19 protein-coding genes are annotated in these 17,339 nt (G+C 75.0%); 15 read left to right on the top strand and 4 right to left on the bottom strand.

Features of this window, described 5'->3' with window-relative positions:
• Nucleotides 1-8 precede the first annotated feature (8 nt).
• From PP1_RS28450 to PP1_RS28435, 4 genes are all read left to right on the top strand, one after another.
• Nucleotides 9-3,080, top strand: coding sequence for a DEAD/DEAH box helicase (locus PP1_RS28450; RefSeq protein ID WP_075314410.1), 3,072 nt, complete (start codon nt 9-11; stop codon nt 3,078-3,080).
• Entirely contained in the window at nt 3,073-3,903 is an 831-nt protein-coding gene (locus PP1_RS28445; protein WP_010232808.1) for an SWIM zinc finger family protein, read from the top strand. Before PP1_RS28450 ends, PP1_RS28445 begins: the two co-directional genes overlap by 8 nt.
• Nucleotides 3,904-4,105: 202 nt before the next feature.
• Entirely contained in the window at nt 4,106-4,360 is a 255-nt protein-coding gene (locus tag PP1_RS28440) for a helix-turn-helix transcriptional regulator (protein WP_010232807.1), read from the top strand.
• Between the two features lie 11 nt (nt 4,361-4,371).
• Nucleotides 4,372-4,890 carry a hypothetical protein gene (locus PP1_RS28435; RefSeq protein WP_010232805.1) on the top strand — a complete coding sequence of 173 codons (519 nt, stop codon included), beginning with the start codon at nt 4,372-4,374 and terminating at the stop codon, nt 4,888-4,890.
• A 159-nt stretch (nt 4,891-5,049) separates the two neighbouring features.
• Here PP1_RS28435 and PP1_RS28430 read toward each other — a convergent pair whose 3' ends face one another.
• A complete protein-coding gene (locus tag PP1_RS28430) occupies nt 5,050-5,382 on the bottom strand; it encodes a DUF3817 domain-containing protein (RefSeq protein ID WP_029239675.1) in 333 nt (110 codons plus the stop codon).
• Nucleotides 5,383-5,559: 177 nt separating this feature from the next.
• Here PP1_RS28430 and PP1_RS28425 point away from each other — a divergent pair, with 177 nt between their 5' ends.
• From PP1_RS28425 to PP1_RS28400, 6 genes are all read left to right on the top strand, one after another.
• A complete protein-coding gene (locus PP1_RS28425) occupies nt 5,560-6,141 on the top strand; it encodes a TIGR03086 family metal-binding protein (RefSeq protein WP_010232803.1) in 582 nt (193 codons plus the stop codon).
• 32 nt (nt 6,142-6,173) lie between these two features.
• Nucleotides 6,174-7,091, top strand: a complete 918-nt coding sequence (locus PP1_RS28420) for a TIGR03854 family LLM class F420-dependent oxidoreductase (RefSeq protein ID WP_010232801.1) — start codon at nt 6,174-6,176, stop codon at nt 7,089-7,091.
• A gap of 51 nt (nt 7,092-7,142) precedes the next feature.
• A complete protein-coding gene (locus PP1_RS28415) occupies nt 7,143-7,646 on the top strand; it encodes a DUF309 domain-containing protein (RefSeq protein ID WP_010232800.1) in 504 nt (167 codons plus the stop codon).
• 64 nt (nt 7,647-7,710) lie between these two features.
• On the top strand, nt 7,711-9,231 hold the full coding sequence (locus PP1_RS28410; RefSeq protein WP_010232799.1) for a GDSL-type esterase/lipase family protein: 1,521 nt from the start codon (nt 7,711-7,713) through the stop codon (nt 9,229-9,231).
• Nucleotides 9,232-9,349: 118 nt separating this feature from the next.
• Complete coding sequence (locus tag PP1_RS28405) at nt 9,350-9,601, top strand: AbrB/MazE/SpoVT family DNA-binding domain-containing protein (protein ID WP_010232798.1); 252 nt, start codon at nt 9,350-9,352, stop codon at nt 9,599-9,601.
• Nucleotides 9,598-9,882 (top strand): putative PIN domain-containing protein, encoded by a 285-nt coding sequence (locus tag PP1_RS28400; protein WP_010232797.1) that lies wholly within the window; start codon nt 9,598-9,600, stop codon nt 9,880-9,882. The genes PP1_RS28405 and PP1_RS28400 overlap by 4 nt, the downstream gene beginning before the upstream one ends.
• On the opposite strand, the gene PP1_RS28395 is transcribed toward PP1_RS28400, so the two are convergent.
• The 3 genes from PP1_RS28395 to PP1_RS28385 form a co-directional block, all read right to left on the bottom strand.
• A complete protein-coding gene (locus PP1_RS28395; RefSeq protein WP_010232795.1) occupies nt 9,879-10,967 on the bottom strand; it encodes a dipeptidase in 1,089 nt (362 codons plus the stop codon). The two genes, PP1_RS28400 and PP1_RS28395, sit on opposite strands and share 4 nt — an antisense overlap.
• A 72-nt stretch (nt 10,968-11,039) precedes the next feature.
• Nucleotides 11,040-12,164 carry an NDMA-dependent alcohol dehydrogenase gene (locus tag PP1_RS28390; protein WP_010232794.1) on the bottom strand — a complete coding sequence of 375 codons (1,125 nt, stop codon included), beginning with the start codon at nt 12,162-12,164 and terminating at the stop codon, nt 11,040-11,042.
• Between the two features lie 115 nt (nt 12,165-12,279).
• Nucleotides 12,280-13,026, bottom strand: coding sequence for an SDR family NAD(P)-dependent oxidoreductase (locus tag PP1_RS28385; protein ID WP_029239673.1), 747 nt, complete (start codon nt 13,024-13,026; stop codon nt 12,280-12,282).
• Nucleotides 13,027-13,069: 43 nt separating this feature from the next.
• Here PP1_RS28385 and PP1_RS28380 point away from each other — a divergent pair, with 43 nt between their 5' ends.
• The 5 genes from PP1_RS28380 (at nt 13,070) to PP1_RS28360 (ending at nt 17,278) form a co-directional block, all read left to right on the top strand.
• Nucleotides 13,070-14,446: a PLP-dependent cysteine synthase family protein gene (locus tag PP1_RS28380; RefSeq protein WP_075314412.1), complete on the top strand. Its 1,377-nt coding sequence runs from the start codon at nt 13,070-13,072 to the stop codon at nt 14,444-14,446.
• Nucleotides 14,447-14,577: 131 nt separating this feature from the next.
• The gene (locus PP1_RS28375) at nt 14,578-15,216 is read left to right on the top strand and encodes a nicotinamide mononucleotide transporter family protein (protein WP_010238418.1); all 639 of its coding nucleotides are present in this window, start codon (nt 14,578-14,580) and stop codon (nt 15,214-15,216) included.
• 23 nt (nt 15,217-15,239) lie between these two features.
• Complete coding sequence (locus PP1_RS28370; protein WP_060575644.1) at nt 15,240-16,079, top strand: shikimate dehydrogenase; 840 nt, start codon at nt 15,240-15,242, stop codon at nt 16,077-16,079.
• Between the two features lie 18 nt (nt 16,080-16,097).
• Nucleotides 16,098-16,460, top strand: a complete 363-nt coding sequence (locus tag PP1_RS28365; protein WP_010235619.1) for a DUF2256 and DUF3253 domain-containing protein — start codon at nt 16,098-16,100, stop codon at nt 16,458-16,460.
• A gap of 20 nt (nt 16,461-16,480) precedes the next feature.
• The gene (locus tag PP1_RS28360; protein WP_010235617.1) at nt 16,481-17,278 is read left to right on the top strand and encodes a methyltransferase domain-containing protein; all 798 of its coding nucleotides are present in this window, start codon (nt 16,481-16,483) and stop codon (nt 17,276-17,278) included.
• Nucleotides 17,279-17,339: the final 61 nt, after the last annotated feature.

Raw genomic sequence — 17,339 nt, 5'->3', positions numbered from 1 at the left:
GTGGGGGCGTGCTGGTCGTCCACGCTCTCCACTCCCCCGGCCGGGGCGTCCTGCTCTGGGCCGAGGACGGGGAGCGCCCGGCCCGGTCCGACCGCCGCTCGCTGCGGACGGCGCGTCCGCACCCGTTCGCGGTGCCCGCGGACGAGCTGGCGGCCGTCCACCCGGGCAAGCCCGCGTCGGTGACGCTGCTGCTGCCGTCGCACGGCTCGGGCCCGCAGGACTCGCCAGGGCTGGTGCGCGAGCGGCCGCGGGCGGCGGCCCGCAGCGCACCGGCACTCGCCCCGTGGACGGTGCCCGCGGTGCTGGTCGACCCCTCGGAGCTGACCGACCCGTATCCCGACGTGCGGTACGGCGAGGGCTTCACGCACCTCGCCGAGCTGGTCCGGTTCGCCGACGAGCTGGCCTCCCGCGGCCGCGTGCTGCCCGTCGTGGTCAGCGAGGCCGGGCGGCCCGCCGCCCGGTGGCGGCCGGTCGTGCAGGGGCTCGACGCCGTCGCCCGCACCGGGCTGGTCCGCAGGCTGCCTCCGGTGGCCCGTGCCGAGCAGCGGCGCCCCGGCGACGTCGCAGGCCGGGACCCGGACGAGGTGGTCGACGCCGCGCTCGCCCGGTTCACCGACGCCGCGGTCCGCGAGCGGCTGGGCCGCGCGGCGGGGATGCCGGTGCCGCTCCCGGCCCGGCCCGACGCGGCCGCGGGGCTGCTGCACGCCCTGACGGGGCCGTCGCCGGAGATCCCGGTGACCGGCGACGGTCTGTCGGCCCTGCGCGAGGCCCTCACCGCGTGGGACGACGTCGGCCGCGAGCAACCCGGCGCGGGCACGGCGCTGTTCCGGCTGACCGAGGTCTCGTCGATGCACGACCCGGCCGATCCCGGACCGGACCCGCTGGACCAGACCGGCGACGGGACCCGGTGGGAGCTGCGGTTCGCCCTGCAGTCCACGGAGGACCCGAGCCTGCAGCTGGAGGCCGGTGAGGTCTGGTCCGGCGGGGCGGACCAGCTGGTCGACGGCGCACAGGACGTGCTGCTCGCCGAGCTGGGCCGGGCCGCGCAGGTGCTGCCCGACCTCGTCCGGGCGCTCCGCGACGCCCGCCCCACCGCCCTGCCGCTCGACGTCGCCGGGGCGCACCGCTTCCTGACCCGCGACGCGGCGGCCCTGCTCGCGGCCGGGTTCGAGGTGGCGCTGCCGCGCGGGTGGGACGGGCAGCGCGCGCTCGGGCTGAAGCTGTCGGCGTCCTCGGCGCCGGCCCCGGGCGCGGTGACCCGCGGGGGGCTCGGCCGCGACGAGCTCGCGCACTTCCGCTGGTCGCTCGCCGTCGGCGACGACGAGCTGGGCGAGGACGAGATCGCCGCGCTCGTCGCGGCGAAGGCGCCGCTGGTGCGGCTGCGGGGGCGCTGGGTCGCCGTCGACGCCGACGCGCTGGCCCGCGGGCTCGACTTCCTGCGCCGCTCGCGGGACCGCACCCCGACCGTGCCGGACGTGCTGGCCGCGGCCCGGGGCGACGTCGACGCGCCGCTGCCCGTCACCGACGTCACCGCCCGGGGGCGGCTGGGCGCCCTGCTCGACGGCACCGCGGACCGCGAGCTGGAGCCGCTGGGCGCACCACCCGGGTTCACCGCGACCCTGCGGCCCTACCAGGAGCGGGGCGTGGCGTGGCTGGCGTTCCTGTCCACGCTGGGCCTGGGCGCCTGCCTCGCCGACGACATGGGACTCGGGAAGACGGTGCAGCTCCTCGCGCTGGAGGCGCACGACCGCGCGGCGGGGGCGACGGCGCCGACGTTGATCGTCTGTCCGATGTCGATGGTCGGGACGTGGCAGCGGGAGGCCGGGCGGTTCGCGCCGGACCTGCGGGTGCACGCCCACCACGGTCCGTCCCGCCCGCGCGGCGACGCCCTGCACGAGGTACTCGACGGGGTGGACCTGGTCGTCACCACCTACGCGACCGCGACCCGCGACGCCGAGGACCTGCGGTCCTGGCGGTTCCACCGGCTCGTGCTCGACGAGGCCCAGATGATCAAGAACTCGCACGCTGCGGCCTCGCGGACCGCGCGGTCGCTCGACGCCGCGCACCGGATCGCGCTCACCGGCACGCCGATGGAGAACCGGCTGGCCGAGCTCTGGTCGGTGATGGACTTCCTCAATCCCGGGATCCTCGGCTCCCCCGAGGTGTTCCGGCAGCGGTTCGCCGTCCCGGTCGAGCGCCACGGCGACGCCGGGGCCGCCCGCACGCTGCGCCGGATCACCCGGCCGTACCTGCTCCGCCGGGTCAAGACCGACCCACTGGTGATCGACGACCTGCCGGAGAAGATCGAGATCGTGCAGGACCACCGGCTCACCCGTGAGCAGGCGTCGCTGTACCGGACCGTCGTCGACGACATGATGGAGAAGATCGAGGGCAGCGACGGCATCGAGCGCCGCGGCAACGTCCTGGCCGCGATGAGCAAGCTCAAGCAGGTCTGCAACCACCCCGCCCAGCTGCTGCACGACGGCTCCCCGATCCACCGGGCCGGGGGCGCGCACCGCTCCGGCAAGGTCGCCCGGCTGGAGGAGATCCTCGAGTCGGTGCTCGCCGCCGGGGACAAGGTGCTGCTGTTCACCCAGTACACCGAGTTCGCCGCCATGCTGCGGCCGCACCTGTCGGCGCGGTTCGACACCGAGGTGCTCTACCTGCACGGCGGCACGCCGAAGAAGCGTCGCGACGAGATGGTGGCCCGGTTCCAGGGCGACGGCGGCCCGTCGGTGTTCCTGCTGTCGCTCAAGGCGGGCGGCACCGGGCTCACGCTGACCGCGGCCAACCACGTGATCCACCTCGACCGCTGGTGGAACCCCGCCGTGGAGGACCAGGCGACGGACCGCGCGTTCCGGATCGGGCAGAAGCGCTCGGTGCAGGTCCGGAAGTTCGTCTGCCCGGGCACCGTGGAGGAGCGGATCGACACCCTGGTGGCGTCGAAGCGGTCGCTGTCGGACCTCGTCGTGACCGACGGGGAGGACTGGCTGACGTCGCTGTCGGTCACCGAGCTGCGTGAGGTGTTCGCGCTCGGCTCGGACGCCGTCGCCGACGACGCGGGGGAGAACGATGAGTGACCGGCCGTTCTGGGCGTCCGACGAGTACACCGGCGGCCGCCCCATCCGGGTCGAGGGCGGCATCCGGATCCACGGTGCGAAGGGCCCGGTGGCCCGCACCTGGTGGTCGGCCCGGTTCATCGCGGTGCTGGAGCAGCTCGGCGTCGGCGGGCGGTTGAGCCGCGGGAAGACCTACGCCCGGTCCGGGCAGATCGTGTCGGTCGACGTCGACGCCGGCGCGGTCGTCGCACTGGTGCAGGGCACCCGGCCGCAGCCGTACCGGGTCCGGATCGGGCTGCGGGTCTGGGACAAGCCGGAGTGGCGGCGGGTGGAGGAGGCCCTCGCCGGCGACGCCTGGTACGCGGCGGCACTGCTCGCCGGGACGGTGCCGCCCGAGATCGAGGAGCTGCTCGACGGGCTCGGCCTGTCGCTGTTCCCGGCGGCGGGCACCGACCTGTCCCAGGACTGCTCCTGCCCCGACGCGACGGTGCCCTGCAAGCACCTGGCCGCCGTGTTCTACGTACTGGCCGAGCGGTGCGACACCGATCCCTTCACCCTGCTCACGCTGCGCGGCCGCGACCGCACCGCGCTGCTGGAACGGCTGCGCGAGGAGCGTGACCGGGCCGCGGGGGCGGCCGCGCCGTCCGGGCCCGCGGCACTCGCGGACCTGCTCGACGGCTTCTGGACGGCCCCGGCCGGGGGCGCCGCTCCCCCGAGCCCGCCGGAGACCGAACCGGACGCCGTGCTCGACCAGGTGCCCGAGCCGCCGCTGCGGGCCGGCCGGGAGCGGCTGACCGACGTGCTGCGACCGGTCTACCGGGCCATGACCCGCCCGGAGGCGTGAGCGCGGGCGACGACGGGAAGGGCCCGGCCGTTCCGATCGAACCGGCCGGGCCCTCGTTCCCGAACTGACGCGCCGCTCCCACCACGAAGCGACATGATTAAGGTAAGCCTTACCTTGGTCGACCGTCAAGCGACGTGCGGCGCATCACTCGATCGCAGCACGAGGTCGGGTAGACCTGACATGTGTCGGGTAGAGTTGACCCATGGGTCGCGTGACCGCCGATGTGCACTCGGACGTCGCCGCCGCACGGCGACGGGCGGGCCTGACCCAGAAGCGACTGGGCGAGCTGGTCGGGGTGAGCCGGCAGACCGTCGTCGAGATCGAGGCGGGCGGGTACAACCCGTCCACCGCGGTCGCGCTGCGGATGGCGGTCGTGCTGGAGACGCCCGTCGGGGAGCTGTTCGCGCTCGCCGACGGAGAGGTCGCCGATCTCCGTGCCCGCCGGGACGACGAGTGAGGAGGCACCGGATGCGAGCACCGTGGACGGTCCTGCGGGACGCCAACGCCGAGCTGCGTCGGGAACGCGACGAGCGGGCCGAGCTGATCGCGCTGCGCAAGGAGCGGATCGTGCTGCGCACGATGCTCTGGACCGGCTACGGCGGCCTGATACTGATCATCGGATGGGGCGCCGCGGGCGAGGGCGCCTCGTTCGCGGCGCCGCGACCGGTGGGAGCGGTGCTGGCCGTGGCCGTCGGCGCCCTGGTGAGCGGCGGAGTCGCGATGATGGTCGCGCGGGGCAGGCACGGCGAGGCCGACTCGCCGGAGGCCAAGCGGGCGGACGCGACCCGGACGCTGCTGCTCCTGCCGGTCACGGTCCCGCTCGGAATGCTCGTCTACTGGTTCGTCGGCAACGATCTGGTCGGCACGCTGACCTGGGGTGCGATGTTCGCCGTGATGATGGGAGCAGCCCTGCTGCTGCGCCGCCGACTGCACTCCGGCGACAGCGACGGCGACAGCGAGCGCGAGCGGGCGGATCCCGTCGAGTGACCCCGGGAACGCGGGAAGGCCCGGCCGCTGTGATCAGGGCGGCCGGGCCTTCGTTCCCGAACTGACGCGCCGCTCCCACCACGAAGCGACGAGGTAGAAATTAGCCTAGGCTTACCTCAGTCGTCAAGCGGCGGGCGTCGCTGCAGCTCGGAGTGCGTGTCAACCGGCGATCGCGCGTCCGGTGACCGCACCGAGACGTCCGGTCCGCGCGGCGTGCCGCTCGAACCAGATCGTCGTCAGGGGCGGGATGCTGGCGAGCAGCCCGACGATCGTCGTCCGCAGGTCCCACCGGAACAGCCGCGCCGTCCAGAGCGTGACGACCACGTAGGCGACGAACAGCGCGCCGTGGATCGGCCCGAAGACCTGCACCCCGATCTCGCTCGTGCCCAGCACCCACTTCACGAACATCCCGATCAGCAGCCCGGTCCAGGACAGGGCCTCGGCGATCGCGACCACCCGGAACGCGCGGGCGACGATGGCGGGGTCGTTCATGACGGGCGGCTCCTCGGAGCGGGTGCGGGGGACGGTGCCACCGTCCACTCTGCCGCATCCGCCCACCGAACTTCTACCGGGTGTCGAAAGACACGGCCGGGGCCGCACAGATGAGTTCCGGCGGCGGGCGCGGTCGGACCTCTCAGCCCGCCCGTCCCACCGACCCGGGAGGACCCCGTGCCGACCGATCTCACCCCCACCGCCCGCGCCGTGGCCGCCGTCGTCGCCGGGATCGGGGACGACCAGCTGCAACGACCCACCCCGTGCGACGACATGGTCGTCGCCGCGCTCCTCGACCACCTGCACGGCCTGGCGTGGGCGTTCCGCGTCGCCGCCGAGAAGTCGCCCGAGGCAGCCGGCACCGCCCCGAGCGCGGACGCGGCGCACCTCGCCACCGACTGGCGGACGGCGATCCCGGCCCGGCTCGACGCACTCGCCGCCGCCTGGCGCGACCCGGACGCCTGGACCGGCACGACCGCCGCCGGCGGTCTGGAGCTGCCCGGCGAGATCGCCGGGACCGTCGCGCTCGACGAGCTGGTGCTGCACGGCTGGGACCTCGCCGTCGCCACCGGGCAGGACTTCACGCCGGACGGTGACGCCGTGGCCGTCGTACTCGGTTTCACCGAGTCGATGTCCGCGCCGGGCGGGGAGGAGTCGCGCGCGGGGCTGTTCGGGCCGGTCGTCGCGGTCCCGGCGGACGCGCCGGCGTTCGAGCGGGCACTCGGGTTCAGCGGACGTGATCCGCGCTGGAGCTCGTGACCGGGCAGTGACCGCCGCGTAACGTGCTGTGAGTGGTCACCTCCCCGCACGGCAAGGTCCGGATCGGCGTCGGCCTGGTGGGGGCCCGCAGCCTCCCCGAGCTGGGCCCGGAGTTCGACGAGCTCGTCGACGCCCTCGACAAGTCCGCCGTGGACTCGTTGTGGCTGGCCGACCTGGCCTCGAAGTCGGTGATCGACCCGCTGGTAGGGAGCACCTGGGCCGCGGCGCGGACGCGACGGCTCAAGGTCGGCACCGGCGTCACGGTGCTGCCGGGGCGCAACCCGATGCTCCTCGCCGCCGAGCTGGCGTCGCTCGCGACGCTCGCACCGAAGCGGATCCTGCCGGTGTTCGGGATCCGCGCGGCGTCCCCGGAGGACCGCCAGCTGCATCCCGTCCCGGGCCGGCTGCCCGCGGTCTTCGAGGAGTCGCTCGTCGTGCTCCGCCGGTTGCTCACCGAGGAGTCGGTGACCCATCACGGCGACTTCTTCACCCTGGACGACGCGACGGTCCTCCCCCGCCCGCCGCAGCCGCTCGACCTGTGGCTCGGCGGCCGTGCCGACGCCGGCCTGCGCCGCGCCGGCCGGTTCGCCGACGGCTGGCTCGCCAGCTTCCTCACCCCGGCCGAGACGGCCCGCGGCCGGTCCGTCGTGGAGAACGCCGCCCGCGACGCCGGCCGCAGGATCGACGACGACCACTACGGCACCAACATCTGGCTCGCCGAGCCCGGCACCGACGTCGACGCCGCGCTGGAGCGGGCGGCGTTCCAGCGCCCCGACACCGATCCCCGGGAGCTCGTCGGCGTCGGCTGGGAGGGCACCGCCGAGCTGATCCGCAGGCACGTCGACAGCGGGATGACCAAGTTCGTCGTGCGCCCCTCCGCCCCGATCGACGACTGGTTCGCCTACCTCGACCGCTTCAGCGCCGAGCTCGGGCCGCTCGAGTCGGGCTGAGCGCGTGTCCGTGTGGCGCGCACCGGCCGGTCACCTGGCATCGTCGGGCCCATGACGCGTTCCCGTGACCGCGACGACCAGGGCAGGGCCCGCAACGCCCGCCCACGCGACGCCGCCGGTCGCCCGCTCCCGCACGGGACGGCCGGCGTCGAACGGGTCCCGGAGGACCTGGTGCTCCCGCCGGACGAGGCCGTCGCCGAGGCCCAGCGGCTGCTCGACGAGGGACTGCCCTTCCAGGCCCACGAGATCCTGGAGGGCACCTGGAAGGACGCCGGCGACGCGACCCGCGACCTCTGGCGGGCGCTGGCCCAGCTCGCCGTCGGTCTGACCCACGCCCAGCGGGGCAACGCCCGCGGTGCGGTCTCGCTGCTACGGCGCGGCGCCGAGGGCATCCGGCTGTGGCGGGTGATGGGGATGCCCGCGCCGGCCGCGCTGGACCTGGACGGCGTCACCGCGCACGCCGACGCGCTGGCCGACGACATCGAGCGGGACGGTGCGGCCGCCGTCGACGAGGCCCGGCTGCGGCCGCACCTGCGCGACCGGGCGGTGGGCTGAGGCACACCGGATCCGGGCGGTTCGGCCGTGACGCGCGGTGCCGCGTGCGTGCACGATGGCGGCCATGCCCGAGCGCCGCTCGCTCCCGGTCCGGGTCCGCGCGCTGCTGCGCGAGGCCCGGTCGCTCCCCACGATCCTGCTGCTGGCACTGATCGCGGTCGTCGGCGTCCCCCTGGTGATCATGGTGACGCCGGAGAAGCACGTCGAGGTGTTCGGGCAGGACGTCGGCGTCGGGGCCCGCGTCCCCCCGCTGTCGTTGTCCGGCCCCGCGCAGATCGTCCAGCTCGGCAACGCCGAGTTCGACCTGACCCGCGTCGAGGTCTACGGCCCGATCCGCCCGCGGCTGTCGATCGGCCCGCTGAAGCGCCCGGCCGACAACGGACCGGTGCTCGGCCCGCAGACGGTCGACGGCGCCGGGGACGCCGTCCGCACCCTCACCGAGGGCTTCACCACCTGGTACCTGTGGGGCGCGGCCGGGATGGTGCTGGTCGCGCTGCTGGGCAGCGCGCTCACGGCCTGGGCACGCCTGGTGCTCGCGTTGCGCAAGGCCCGGGGCGCCGACCGGCAGCCGGTGCACTGGGACGACCACGCCGGCCCGATCGGCCGGATGACGACGATCGCGGTCGCCGCGTCGGTGCTGCTCTGGGGCGGTGCCGGGGTCGCCGCCCTGCACGGCACGACGACCGGGCTCGGCTCGATCACCTCGGTCACCGACCTGGTCGGGGCGACGCAGGTCAGCCCCTCCCCCGCCGGGCCGCCGGTCACCGGGGTGACCGGCGCCGTCATCGGGGACTCGCGGGCCGCCCGGGTCGGCGGCGACGTCCGGCAGCGGCCCGACGGGACCGTCGACCCCGACGACGACGCGTGCGCCCGCAGCATCGACTCCACCGCCGCCCAGCTGTCGCTGCTGCGCGGCGAGGACGTCCTCAACCTGGCCTGTGCCGGGGCCAGCGTGGCGGCCGGGCTGCGCGGACCGCAGGCGCGCGCGGGCGTCACCGTGCCGCCGCAGGTCGGACGGCTCAAGCAGGTCCAGGGGCTGCAGTGGGTGGTCGTCGAGATCGGCCCGAACGACCTGGCCTGGTCGGACTTCCTCCTGTACTGCTACGGCCTCCCCACCTGCGACGACCGCCTCTCCGACGGCGAGTTCGAGTCCCGGCTGGCGACGTTCGCGCGTGACGTCGGGGCCCTGTTCACCGACCTCGACTCGCTGCCCGGACAACCGCGGGTCGTCGTCACGCTGTCCTACGACCCGTTCCCGGGCCGGTTCGACGCCTCGTGCCCGGACATGCGCGGCCCGGCCGGGGCACCCGGCCTCGACCAGGCCAAGATCGACCTGCTGGCCGAGCGGAACCGGCGGCTCAACGACGTCCTCGCCGACGGTGCGGCCCGTTTCGGGTTCACCACGGCGGCTCCGAACCTGACCCCGCTGTGCGCGCCGTCGAGCGACGGGATGGGTCCCGACGTGCAGGGCCTCGACCGGCCCGATCCCTTCCACCCGACGGCGGTCGGGTCGCTGCGGCTGGCGGCCTCGGCCGCCGGGGCGCTCGCGGTGTCCCGCGAGACGCAGCCGGGTGACGGCGACTGACCCGCGCAACCAGCATTCACTGTCTGTCAGATGTAGCGGGTATCTGACAGATCGTGGATCCGTCGTGTACCAGACTTGCGATATGTCAGGTCACGGCGGGGACACCGATTCGTCGGAAGTGGTCGTCAATCGTGACGGCCGGGTACTGATTCCCGCCCAGGTCCGTCGCGACCTGGGCCTCGCTGCAGGGTCGACGCTGTTGCTGTCGGTCGAGGACGGCCGGGTGGTGATGGAGTCCCGAGCCCAGCTGGTCGCGCGGATGCGGAGGGAGATCGACGAGTCCTGGCAGGGCGGATCGCAGACCTCGGCCGCCGACGAGCTGATCGCCGAGCGCCGCGCCGAGGCCGCGGCCGAGGACGCCTCCTCGTGACCGGGCACGACCCCACCGGATCCGGCCACGGATCCCCGCCCCGCCGCGCGGTCCTCGATGCGCCAGCCGTGCTGGCCTGGCTGCGCGCCGAGCCCGGCAGCGACGTCGTCGAGACCTACCTCGCGGCGGCGAAGCTGTGGCCTGCCACCCGCCCGGCCGGCTTGTCGCTCGGCGACCGATGCTGCCTGGCGCCGGCCGCACGCCTCGGCGGACCCGCGGTCACCGCCGACTCCGCGTGGTCCGGACCGGACCTCGGGGTGAGCGTCGTGTCCATCCGCTAGGAGGACACTCCCGCGTCGTCGGCGGCCCGCAGCACCCGCAACGCGTTGCGCCCCGCCAGCTTGTCCAGGTCCTCCCGGGACCAGCCGCGGTCGGCGAGCGCGTCGAACAGGCGCGGGTAGGCGGCGACGTCAGCCAGGCCGTCGGGCAGGTCGGCGGTGCCGTCGAAGTCGCCACCGATGCCGACGTGGTCGATCCCCGCGGCCTCGCGCAGGTGCTCGACGTGCGCGACGACGTCGTCCAGGGTCGCCCGCGGCGCCGGCGGCCCGTCCCAGGCCGCGGCGAACCGCGCCCGCGCGTCGAGGTCGCGGTGGTCGAGTCCGGCGGCGGTCATCGCGTCGAGGAGGCGCTCGTCCCACGCGGTGACGGCGGCCGACACGAACCGCGGGACGAACGTCGCCATGCAGACGCCGCCGTTGCCGCGCAGCGACTCCAGGACGTCGGCGGGCACGTTGCGCGGGTGGTCGGTGACCGCGCGGGCGCCGGAGTGGGTGAACAGCACCGGCCGGTCGGTGACGGCCAGCGCGTCGCGCATCGTCGTGTCGGCGACGTGCGACAGGTCGACGATCATGCCGATCCGGTTCATCTCGGCGACGACCTCGCGGCCGAACGCCGTCAGCCCGCCGTGCACCGGGGTGTCGGTCGCGGAGTCGGCCCAGTCGTTGTTCAGGTTGTGGGTGAGCGTCAGGTAGCGGACCCCGAGCGTGCGGAGCATCCGCAGCACCGCGAGCGAGTTCGCGATGCAGTGCCCGCCCTCGGCACCCATGAGCGACGCGAGCCTGCCGCCGGCGACGACCTGCTCCACCTCGTCGGCGGACCCCGCGAACGCGAGTGCGTCGCCGTGCTGCGCGACCAGCCGGTACACCTGGTCGACCTGCTGCAGGACGGCGGTGACGGCGTCGTCGGCGGCGAACTCGCCGGGCACGTAGACCGACCAGAACTGGGCACCCACCCGGCCGGCACGCAGCCGGGGCAGGTCGGTGTGCAGCCGCGGGTCACCGGCGGCGAGATCGGGTCCGGGCCCGTCCAGCGTCCGCAGCGCCCACGGCAGGTCGTTGTGCCCGTCGAGCAGCAGGAGATCGTCCACGGCCGCAGTATGCGCCGGGCCCCGGGGCGCTGCGTCGCGCCCCGGGCCCCGGGTTCCGTGTCGTCGCGGGGATCAGAAGCGGATGACGCCCCGGATGTTCGCGCCGGCGTGCATGTCCTCGTAGGCGTTCGCGACCTGGTCGAGCGAGTAGGTCTTGGTGACCAGCTCGTCGAGCTTCAGCGCGCCGGAGCGGTAGAGGTCCAGCTGCCGCAGGATGTCCCAGTTCGGGTTGGACATGCCGAACATCGCGCCCTGGATCCGCTTCTGGAACAGGGTGACGTCGGCCAGCGAGACCGGCAGCTGCTCGGTGGAGTTGATGTCCCCGAGCGCGGTGACGACGACGGTGCCCGCCTTGCGGATCGACGCCATCGCCTGTCCGACGTGCTCCGGCTTCACCACGCCGACGGTGATGATCGTCTGGTCGGCGCCCTGCCCGTTGGTGAACTGCTGGGCGAGCTCGGTGGCCTCCTCCATGGACTCGACCGCGTGCGTCGCGCCGAGCTGCTGGGCCTTCTCCCGCTTCAGCGCCACCGGGTCGACGGCGATGATGTTGGAGGCGCCGGCGTGCGAGGCGCCCTGCACGGCGTTGATGCCGATGCCACCGATGCCCATGACGATCGTGGTGTTGCCCGGCTGGACACCGCCGGCGTTGACCGCCGAGCCCCAGCCGGTGCCGACGCCGCAGCCGACCAGGCAGGCGACCTCGAGCGGGATGTCGTCGGGGATCTTCACGCAGGAGTCCTCCGAGACCACCGTGGTCTCGCAGAACGTCGAGATGCCGCACATCTGGCCGACGGGGGTGCCGTCGTCGGCCAGCTTGATCCGGGTGGAGTCCTCGCCCCAGCGCGTGCCGGCCAGCAGGCCCGCACCGAGGTCGCACAGGTTCTGCATGCCGCTGGCACACCAGCGACAGTGCCCACAGGACGGGAGGAAGGAGAAGACGACGTGGTCGCCCTCCTTGAGGCCCTTCTTGTTCGCGCCGGCACGGGTGACGATGCCGGAGCCCTCGTGGCCGCCGGCGAACGGGTAGACCCCGACCGGGATGTCACCGGTCGCGATGTGGTCGTCGGAGTGGCACAGGCCCGACGCCACCATCTTCACCTCGATCTCGCCCGCGCGGGGGTCGTCGAGCTCCAGATCCACGACCTCGAACTTGCCCGGCACGCTCCGGACCACGGCTCCGCGGGTGTGTCCCACTGCTCCTCCTGGACGTCGTCGTCGATTCTGGGGATGCGCACGCGACGATATGACCCGGCTCACCCGAGCGGAAGTGCCACACGCCGATTGCCGCCGACCGGAGATCTGTAGACGATTAGCGGGGCATCCGCCGCCACACGGCGCGCGGCAGCAGGCGCAGCCCGAGGAAGAGCAGCCGGAGTGTGCCGGGGACCCAGACGTCGGCGTTGCCGCGGCCACGTCGGACGGCCCGCACGGTCGCGTCGGCGACCTGCTCCGGTGTGGACGACAGCGGGGCCGGGTTCATGCCCTCGGTCATCCGGCCGACCACGAAGCCCGGCCGGATCAGCACGAGACGGACCCCCGAGCCGTGGAGCGCGTCGGCGAGGCCGGACGCGAACCCGTCGAGACCGGCCTTGGCGCTGCCGTAGACGTAGTTGGCGCGGCGCACCCGCACCCCCGCGACCGACGAGTAGACGACGAGCGTCCCGCTCCCCTGCGCACGCAGCACCCGGGCGAGCTCGGTGAGCAGGTGCACCTGGGCGAGGTAGTCGGTGTGCACGATCGCGGCGGCGTGCGCGGCGTCGGTCTCCGCGCGGTCCTGGTCGCCGAGGATCCCGAACGCGACGACGGCGACGTCGATCCGGCCGTGCCGGGCGAGGACGTCGTCGAGCAGCGGGCGGTGCCCGGCGAGGTCGTCGGCGTCGAACGCGACGGTGTCGACCTCCGCGCCCGCCGCACTCACCCGGGCACGTTCCGCGTCGAGCTCCGCGGGACGGCGCGCGGCCAGCACGACCGTCCCCGCGTCGTCCCCGGCCAGCCGCTCGGCGACCGCCACCCCGATCTCGCTCCGCCCGCCCAGCACCAGCACCGTTCCGCTCACCCGCGCAGCCTCCCACCCGCCGGGCGGGGCAGGATCTGCCCCCATGGGAACGGGACCGGTCCACGACTCGGTGCTCGACGGGATCGGCGCGACCCCGCTGGTGCGGCTCAACCGGGTCGTACCGGAGGGCGGCGCGCCGGTGTGGGTGAAGACCGAGTGGGCGAACCCCGGCGGCTCGGTGAAGGACCGCGCGGCGCTGGCGATGGTGCTCGACGCCGAGGCGACCGGCGCGCTGCCGCCGGGCGGCACGATCGTCGAGGGCACCTCCGGCAACACCGGCATCGGCCTGGCGATGGTGGCGGCCGCCCGCGGGCACCGGGCGGTGCTCGTCGTCCCGGACCGCACGACGACGGAGAAGATCGCGCTGCTGCGGGCCTACGGCGCCGAGGTCGTGACGACCCCCGGGCTGGTGCCGCGCGAGGACCCGCGGCACGTCCAGCAGCTGGCGGCCCGGATCGCGCGGGAGACGCCCGGCGGCTGGCTCGCCGACCAGTACGGCAACCCGGCCAACCCGGACGTCCACGAGCGCACCACCGGGCCGGAGATCTGGGCGCAGACCGGTGGCCGGATCACCCACCTCGTCGCCGGGGCCGGGACCGGCGGGACCGTCACCGGCGCCGGCCGGTACCTGGCCGGGCACGGCGTGGAGATCGTCGCGGCCGACCCGTGGACCTCCCGCTACGGCGGCGGCGACGGCAGCCCCTACTACGTCGAGGCCGTCGGGCACTACCTGCACCCGCTGACCGGCACCGACGGCTGGCCCGCCGTCTACGACACCGCCGTCCCGCACCGGACCGAGCGGATCGGCGACGGCGAGTCGCTGCGCACCGTGCGCCGCCTGGCCCGCGAGGAGGGGATGCTGGCCGGCGGCTCCGCCGGGCTGGCCGTCGCGGCGGCGCTGCGGGTCTCCGCGACGGCCGGCCCGGACGGCCTGGTCGTCGCCGTGCTGCCGGACTCGGGCCGGATCTACCTGTCGAAGTACTTCGACGACACCTGGCTGACCACCCTCGGCTTCCTCGACGCGGACGCCGGGCCACGGGTCCGCGACGCGGTCGGCCCGTACGAGCCCGGCCTGCGCGTGGTCCCGGCGACCGCGACCGTCGCCGAGCTGCGCGAGGTGCTGGACGCCGGCCCCGTTCCCGACGCCGTCCCCGTCGTGCACCCGCGCGAGACCGACGGGACGACGTGGTCGGCCCCGGACGTCATCGGCTGTGTGCGGACCGGTGACCTGGCCGGGCTCGCCGCCGACGACCACGTCGGCACGCACGCCGGGCCGCCGCCCGCGACCGTCGGGCACGGGGAGACCGTCGACGCGGCCGCCGCCCGGCTCGACGCCGCCGGCGTCCGGTCGCGTGACCCGCTGCTCGTCCTGGTGGACGGGCGGGCCGTCACCCAGGTCCGCCGCTCCGCGCTCGGCTGACCGGAGGCACCCGGTGCCCCCGTGTGCGTCCGCTCACAGACGGGGCCCCCGGGATGGGCGGGTGCGGTCCCGCCGTTGTCCCCTGGCACGGGGGACGTGCACTCCGGCGTCCCGGGAGGAAGGACGCCCGCGTGGACCTGCTGCTGCACCACGGACCGACCCTGTTCGGCCAGTTCGTGTCCTGGGCCGAGATGATCGGCCAGATCGGCGCGCTCGCCGTGGTGTTCCTCGCCCGGCGCCGCAGCCTCGCGACCTGGCCGGTGCAGATGGCGGCGTGCGCGCTGCTGTTCGCGGTCTACGCGTCCGCGCACCTGGGCGGATTGGCGTTCCGCCAGGTGATCGTGTTCGCGATCTCGGTGTTCGGGCTGGTCGCGTGGATGCGCCAGCGCGACCCCGTCTACGGGCTCGCCGTGCGGCACGGGACGTGGCGGCAGCGGCTCGGGCTGGCCGGGCTGCTGGTCGGCGGCACCGTCGCGATGGCGCTGGTCCTCGACGCGCTGGGCGCCTCCTGGGCCCCCTGGCCGGACGCGGCGATCTTCGTCGGGACGGCCGTCGCGTTCCTCGCCCAGGGGCTGCGGCTGATCGAGTTCTGGGCGATCTGGCTGCTGGTGGACGCGATCGGGGTGCCGCTGCAGATGGCGTCCGGTCTCTGGTTCTCGGCCGCCGTCTACGTCGTGTTCGCCGGGCTGGTGGTGCACGGCTGGTGGAGCTGGGCGCGGTCCCGGCGCACCGTGGACACCGCCGGACGGGAGCCGTCCCGGGCGGGCTGAGCGGTCCCCCGCATACTGCGGGGGTGAGCACCCCCGTCCGCCGCGCCGCCGTCCTCGGCTCCCCGATCGCGCACTCGCTGTCCCCCGCACTGCACAACGCGGCCTACGCCGCGCTCGGCCTGGACGGCTGGCACTACGACCGGTTCGAGATCGACGAGGCGGGGCTGGCCGGGTTCGTCGGGGGGCTCGGCCCGGAGTGGGCGGGCCTGTCGCTGACGATGCCGCTCAAGCGGGTGCTGCTCGACGTGGCCGACCGGGTCGCGCCGGGCGCGGCGGCGATCGGCGCGGGGAACACCCTCGTGTTCGGGCCGCAGGGCGCCGTCGCGCACAACACCGACGTCACCGGCATCGCGGAGTCGCTGCGCGCGGCCGGGGCGGGCACCGGGCGGGCGGTCGTCCTCGGGGCGGGCGGGACGGCGCAGGCCGCCGTCGCCGCGCTGCACGACCTGGAGGTCGACCACGTCGACGTCCTGGTCCGCGACGCCGGGCGGGCCGGCGCGCTGCGCGAGACCGCCGACCGGCTCGACGTCGAGCCGGAGGTGCACGCCGTCCTCACCGACGCGGCCGCCGCCGCCCGGCTGCTCGACGGCGCCGACGTCGTCGTCTCGACGCTGCCCGCCGGTGTGGCGGACGCGCTGGCGGGGGCCCGCTGGCGGCCGGGCACCGTCCTGCTGGACTCGGTCTACGCGCCCTGGCCGACGGTCGTCGCGGGTGGTGCCGCCGCGGCCGGGGCGACGATCGTCTCCGGCCTGGAGATGCTGCTGCGGCAGGCGATCGCGCAGGTCGAGCTCATGACCGGGCGTCCGGGGCCGGAGGCGGCGATGCGCGGTGCCCTCGACGCCGCGGTGCTCGCCCGGGGCTGATCCCGGACCATGGGAGGCGTGGCGGAGAAGACCTGTGCCGTCTGCGGGCGCCGGATCGAGTGGCGCCGGAAGTGGGCGCGCGACTGGGACCAGGTGCGGTACTGCTCGGCGGGCTGCCGGCGCCGCGGGGTGACCCGGGTCGACCGCGACCTGGAGGACGCGATCACCCGCCTGCTCGACGGCGGGCGGGCCGGGGCGACGATCTGCCCGTCCGAGGCGGCCCGCGACGTCGCCCCCGACGGCTGGCGGGACCTCATGGAACCGGCCCGGATGGCCGCCCGCCGGCTGGTCGACGCCGGCACCGTCGAGATCGTCCAGAAGGGTGCGGTCGTCGACCCGTCGACGGCGCGCGGCGCGATCCGGATCCGCCGGGCGCGGTGACCTCGGGCAGGCTGGGACGCATGCCCCGCGACACCTACACCCACGGCCACCCCGAGGTCGTCGTCCGCTCGCACGCGGCGCGCACCGCGGAGAACTCCTGCGGCTACCTGCTGCCGCACCTCGCACCCGGCACCGACCTGCTCGACGTCGGCTGCGGGCCGGGCAGCATCACCGCCGACCTCGCCGCGCGGGTCGCGCCCGGCCGGGTCCGCGGGATCGAGGTCGTCGCGGACACGCTCGACCAGGCCAGGGCCGGTGCCGCCGAGCGTGGTGTGACCGTCGAGTTCGCCGTCGACGACGGCTACGCCCTCTCCGATCCCGACGACACCTGGGACGTCGTGCACGCCCACCAGGTGCTGCAGCACGTCTCGGACCCGGTCGCGGTGCTGCGCGAGATGCGCCGGGTCGCCCGCCCCGGCGGCCTCGTCGCCGCCCGCGACGCCGACTACGCCGGGTTCCAGTGGTGGCCGCACGACCCGCGGCTGGACCGCTGGCTGGAGCTGTACCGGGCGGTGGCCCACGGCAACGACGCCGAGCCCGACGCCGGACGCCGGCTGCTCGGCTGGGCGCACGCCGCCGGGTTCGCCGAGGTGACGCCGTCGGCCTCGGTCTGGTGCTACGCGACACCGGACGAGCGCGCCGCCTGGGGCGGCATGTGGGCGGACCGGATCCACACGGGCGTGGGGCGGATGGCCGTCGAGCGGGGGCTCGCCGAGGAGCCCGAGCTGGACGGCATCTCGCAGGCCTGGCGCGAGTGGGCGGCACATCCCGACGGCTGGTTCCTGATCCCGCACGGCGAGGTGCTCTGCCGGATCTGACCGGTTCGCCCGTCCCGGGGCCCTCGATCTGGTATCACCGTCGGCGAGGGGTGGGGGTGGG

Origin of the sequence: Pseudonocardia sp. P1, assembly GCF_000178675.2 — a bacterium.
Lineage (GTDB): Bacteria > Actinomycetota > Actinomycetes > Mycobacteriales > Pseudonocardiaceae > Pseudonocardia.
This window is presented reverse-complemented; position numbering and strand designations above follow the sequence as displayed.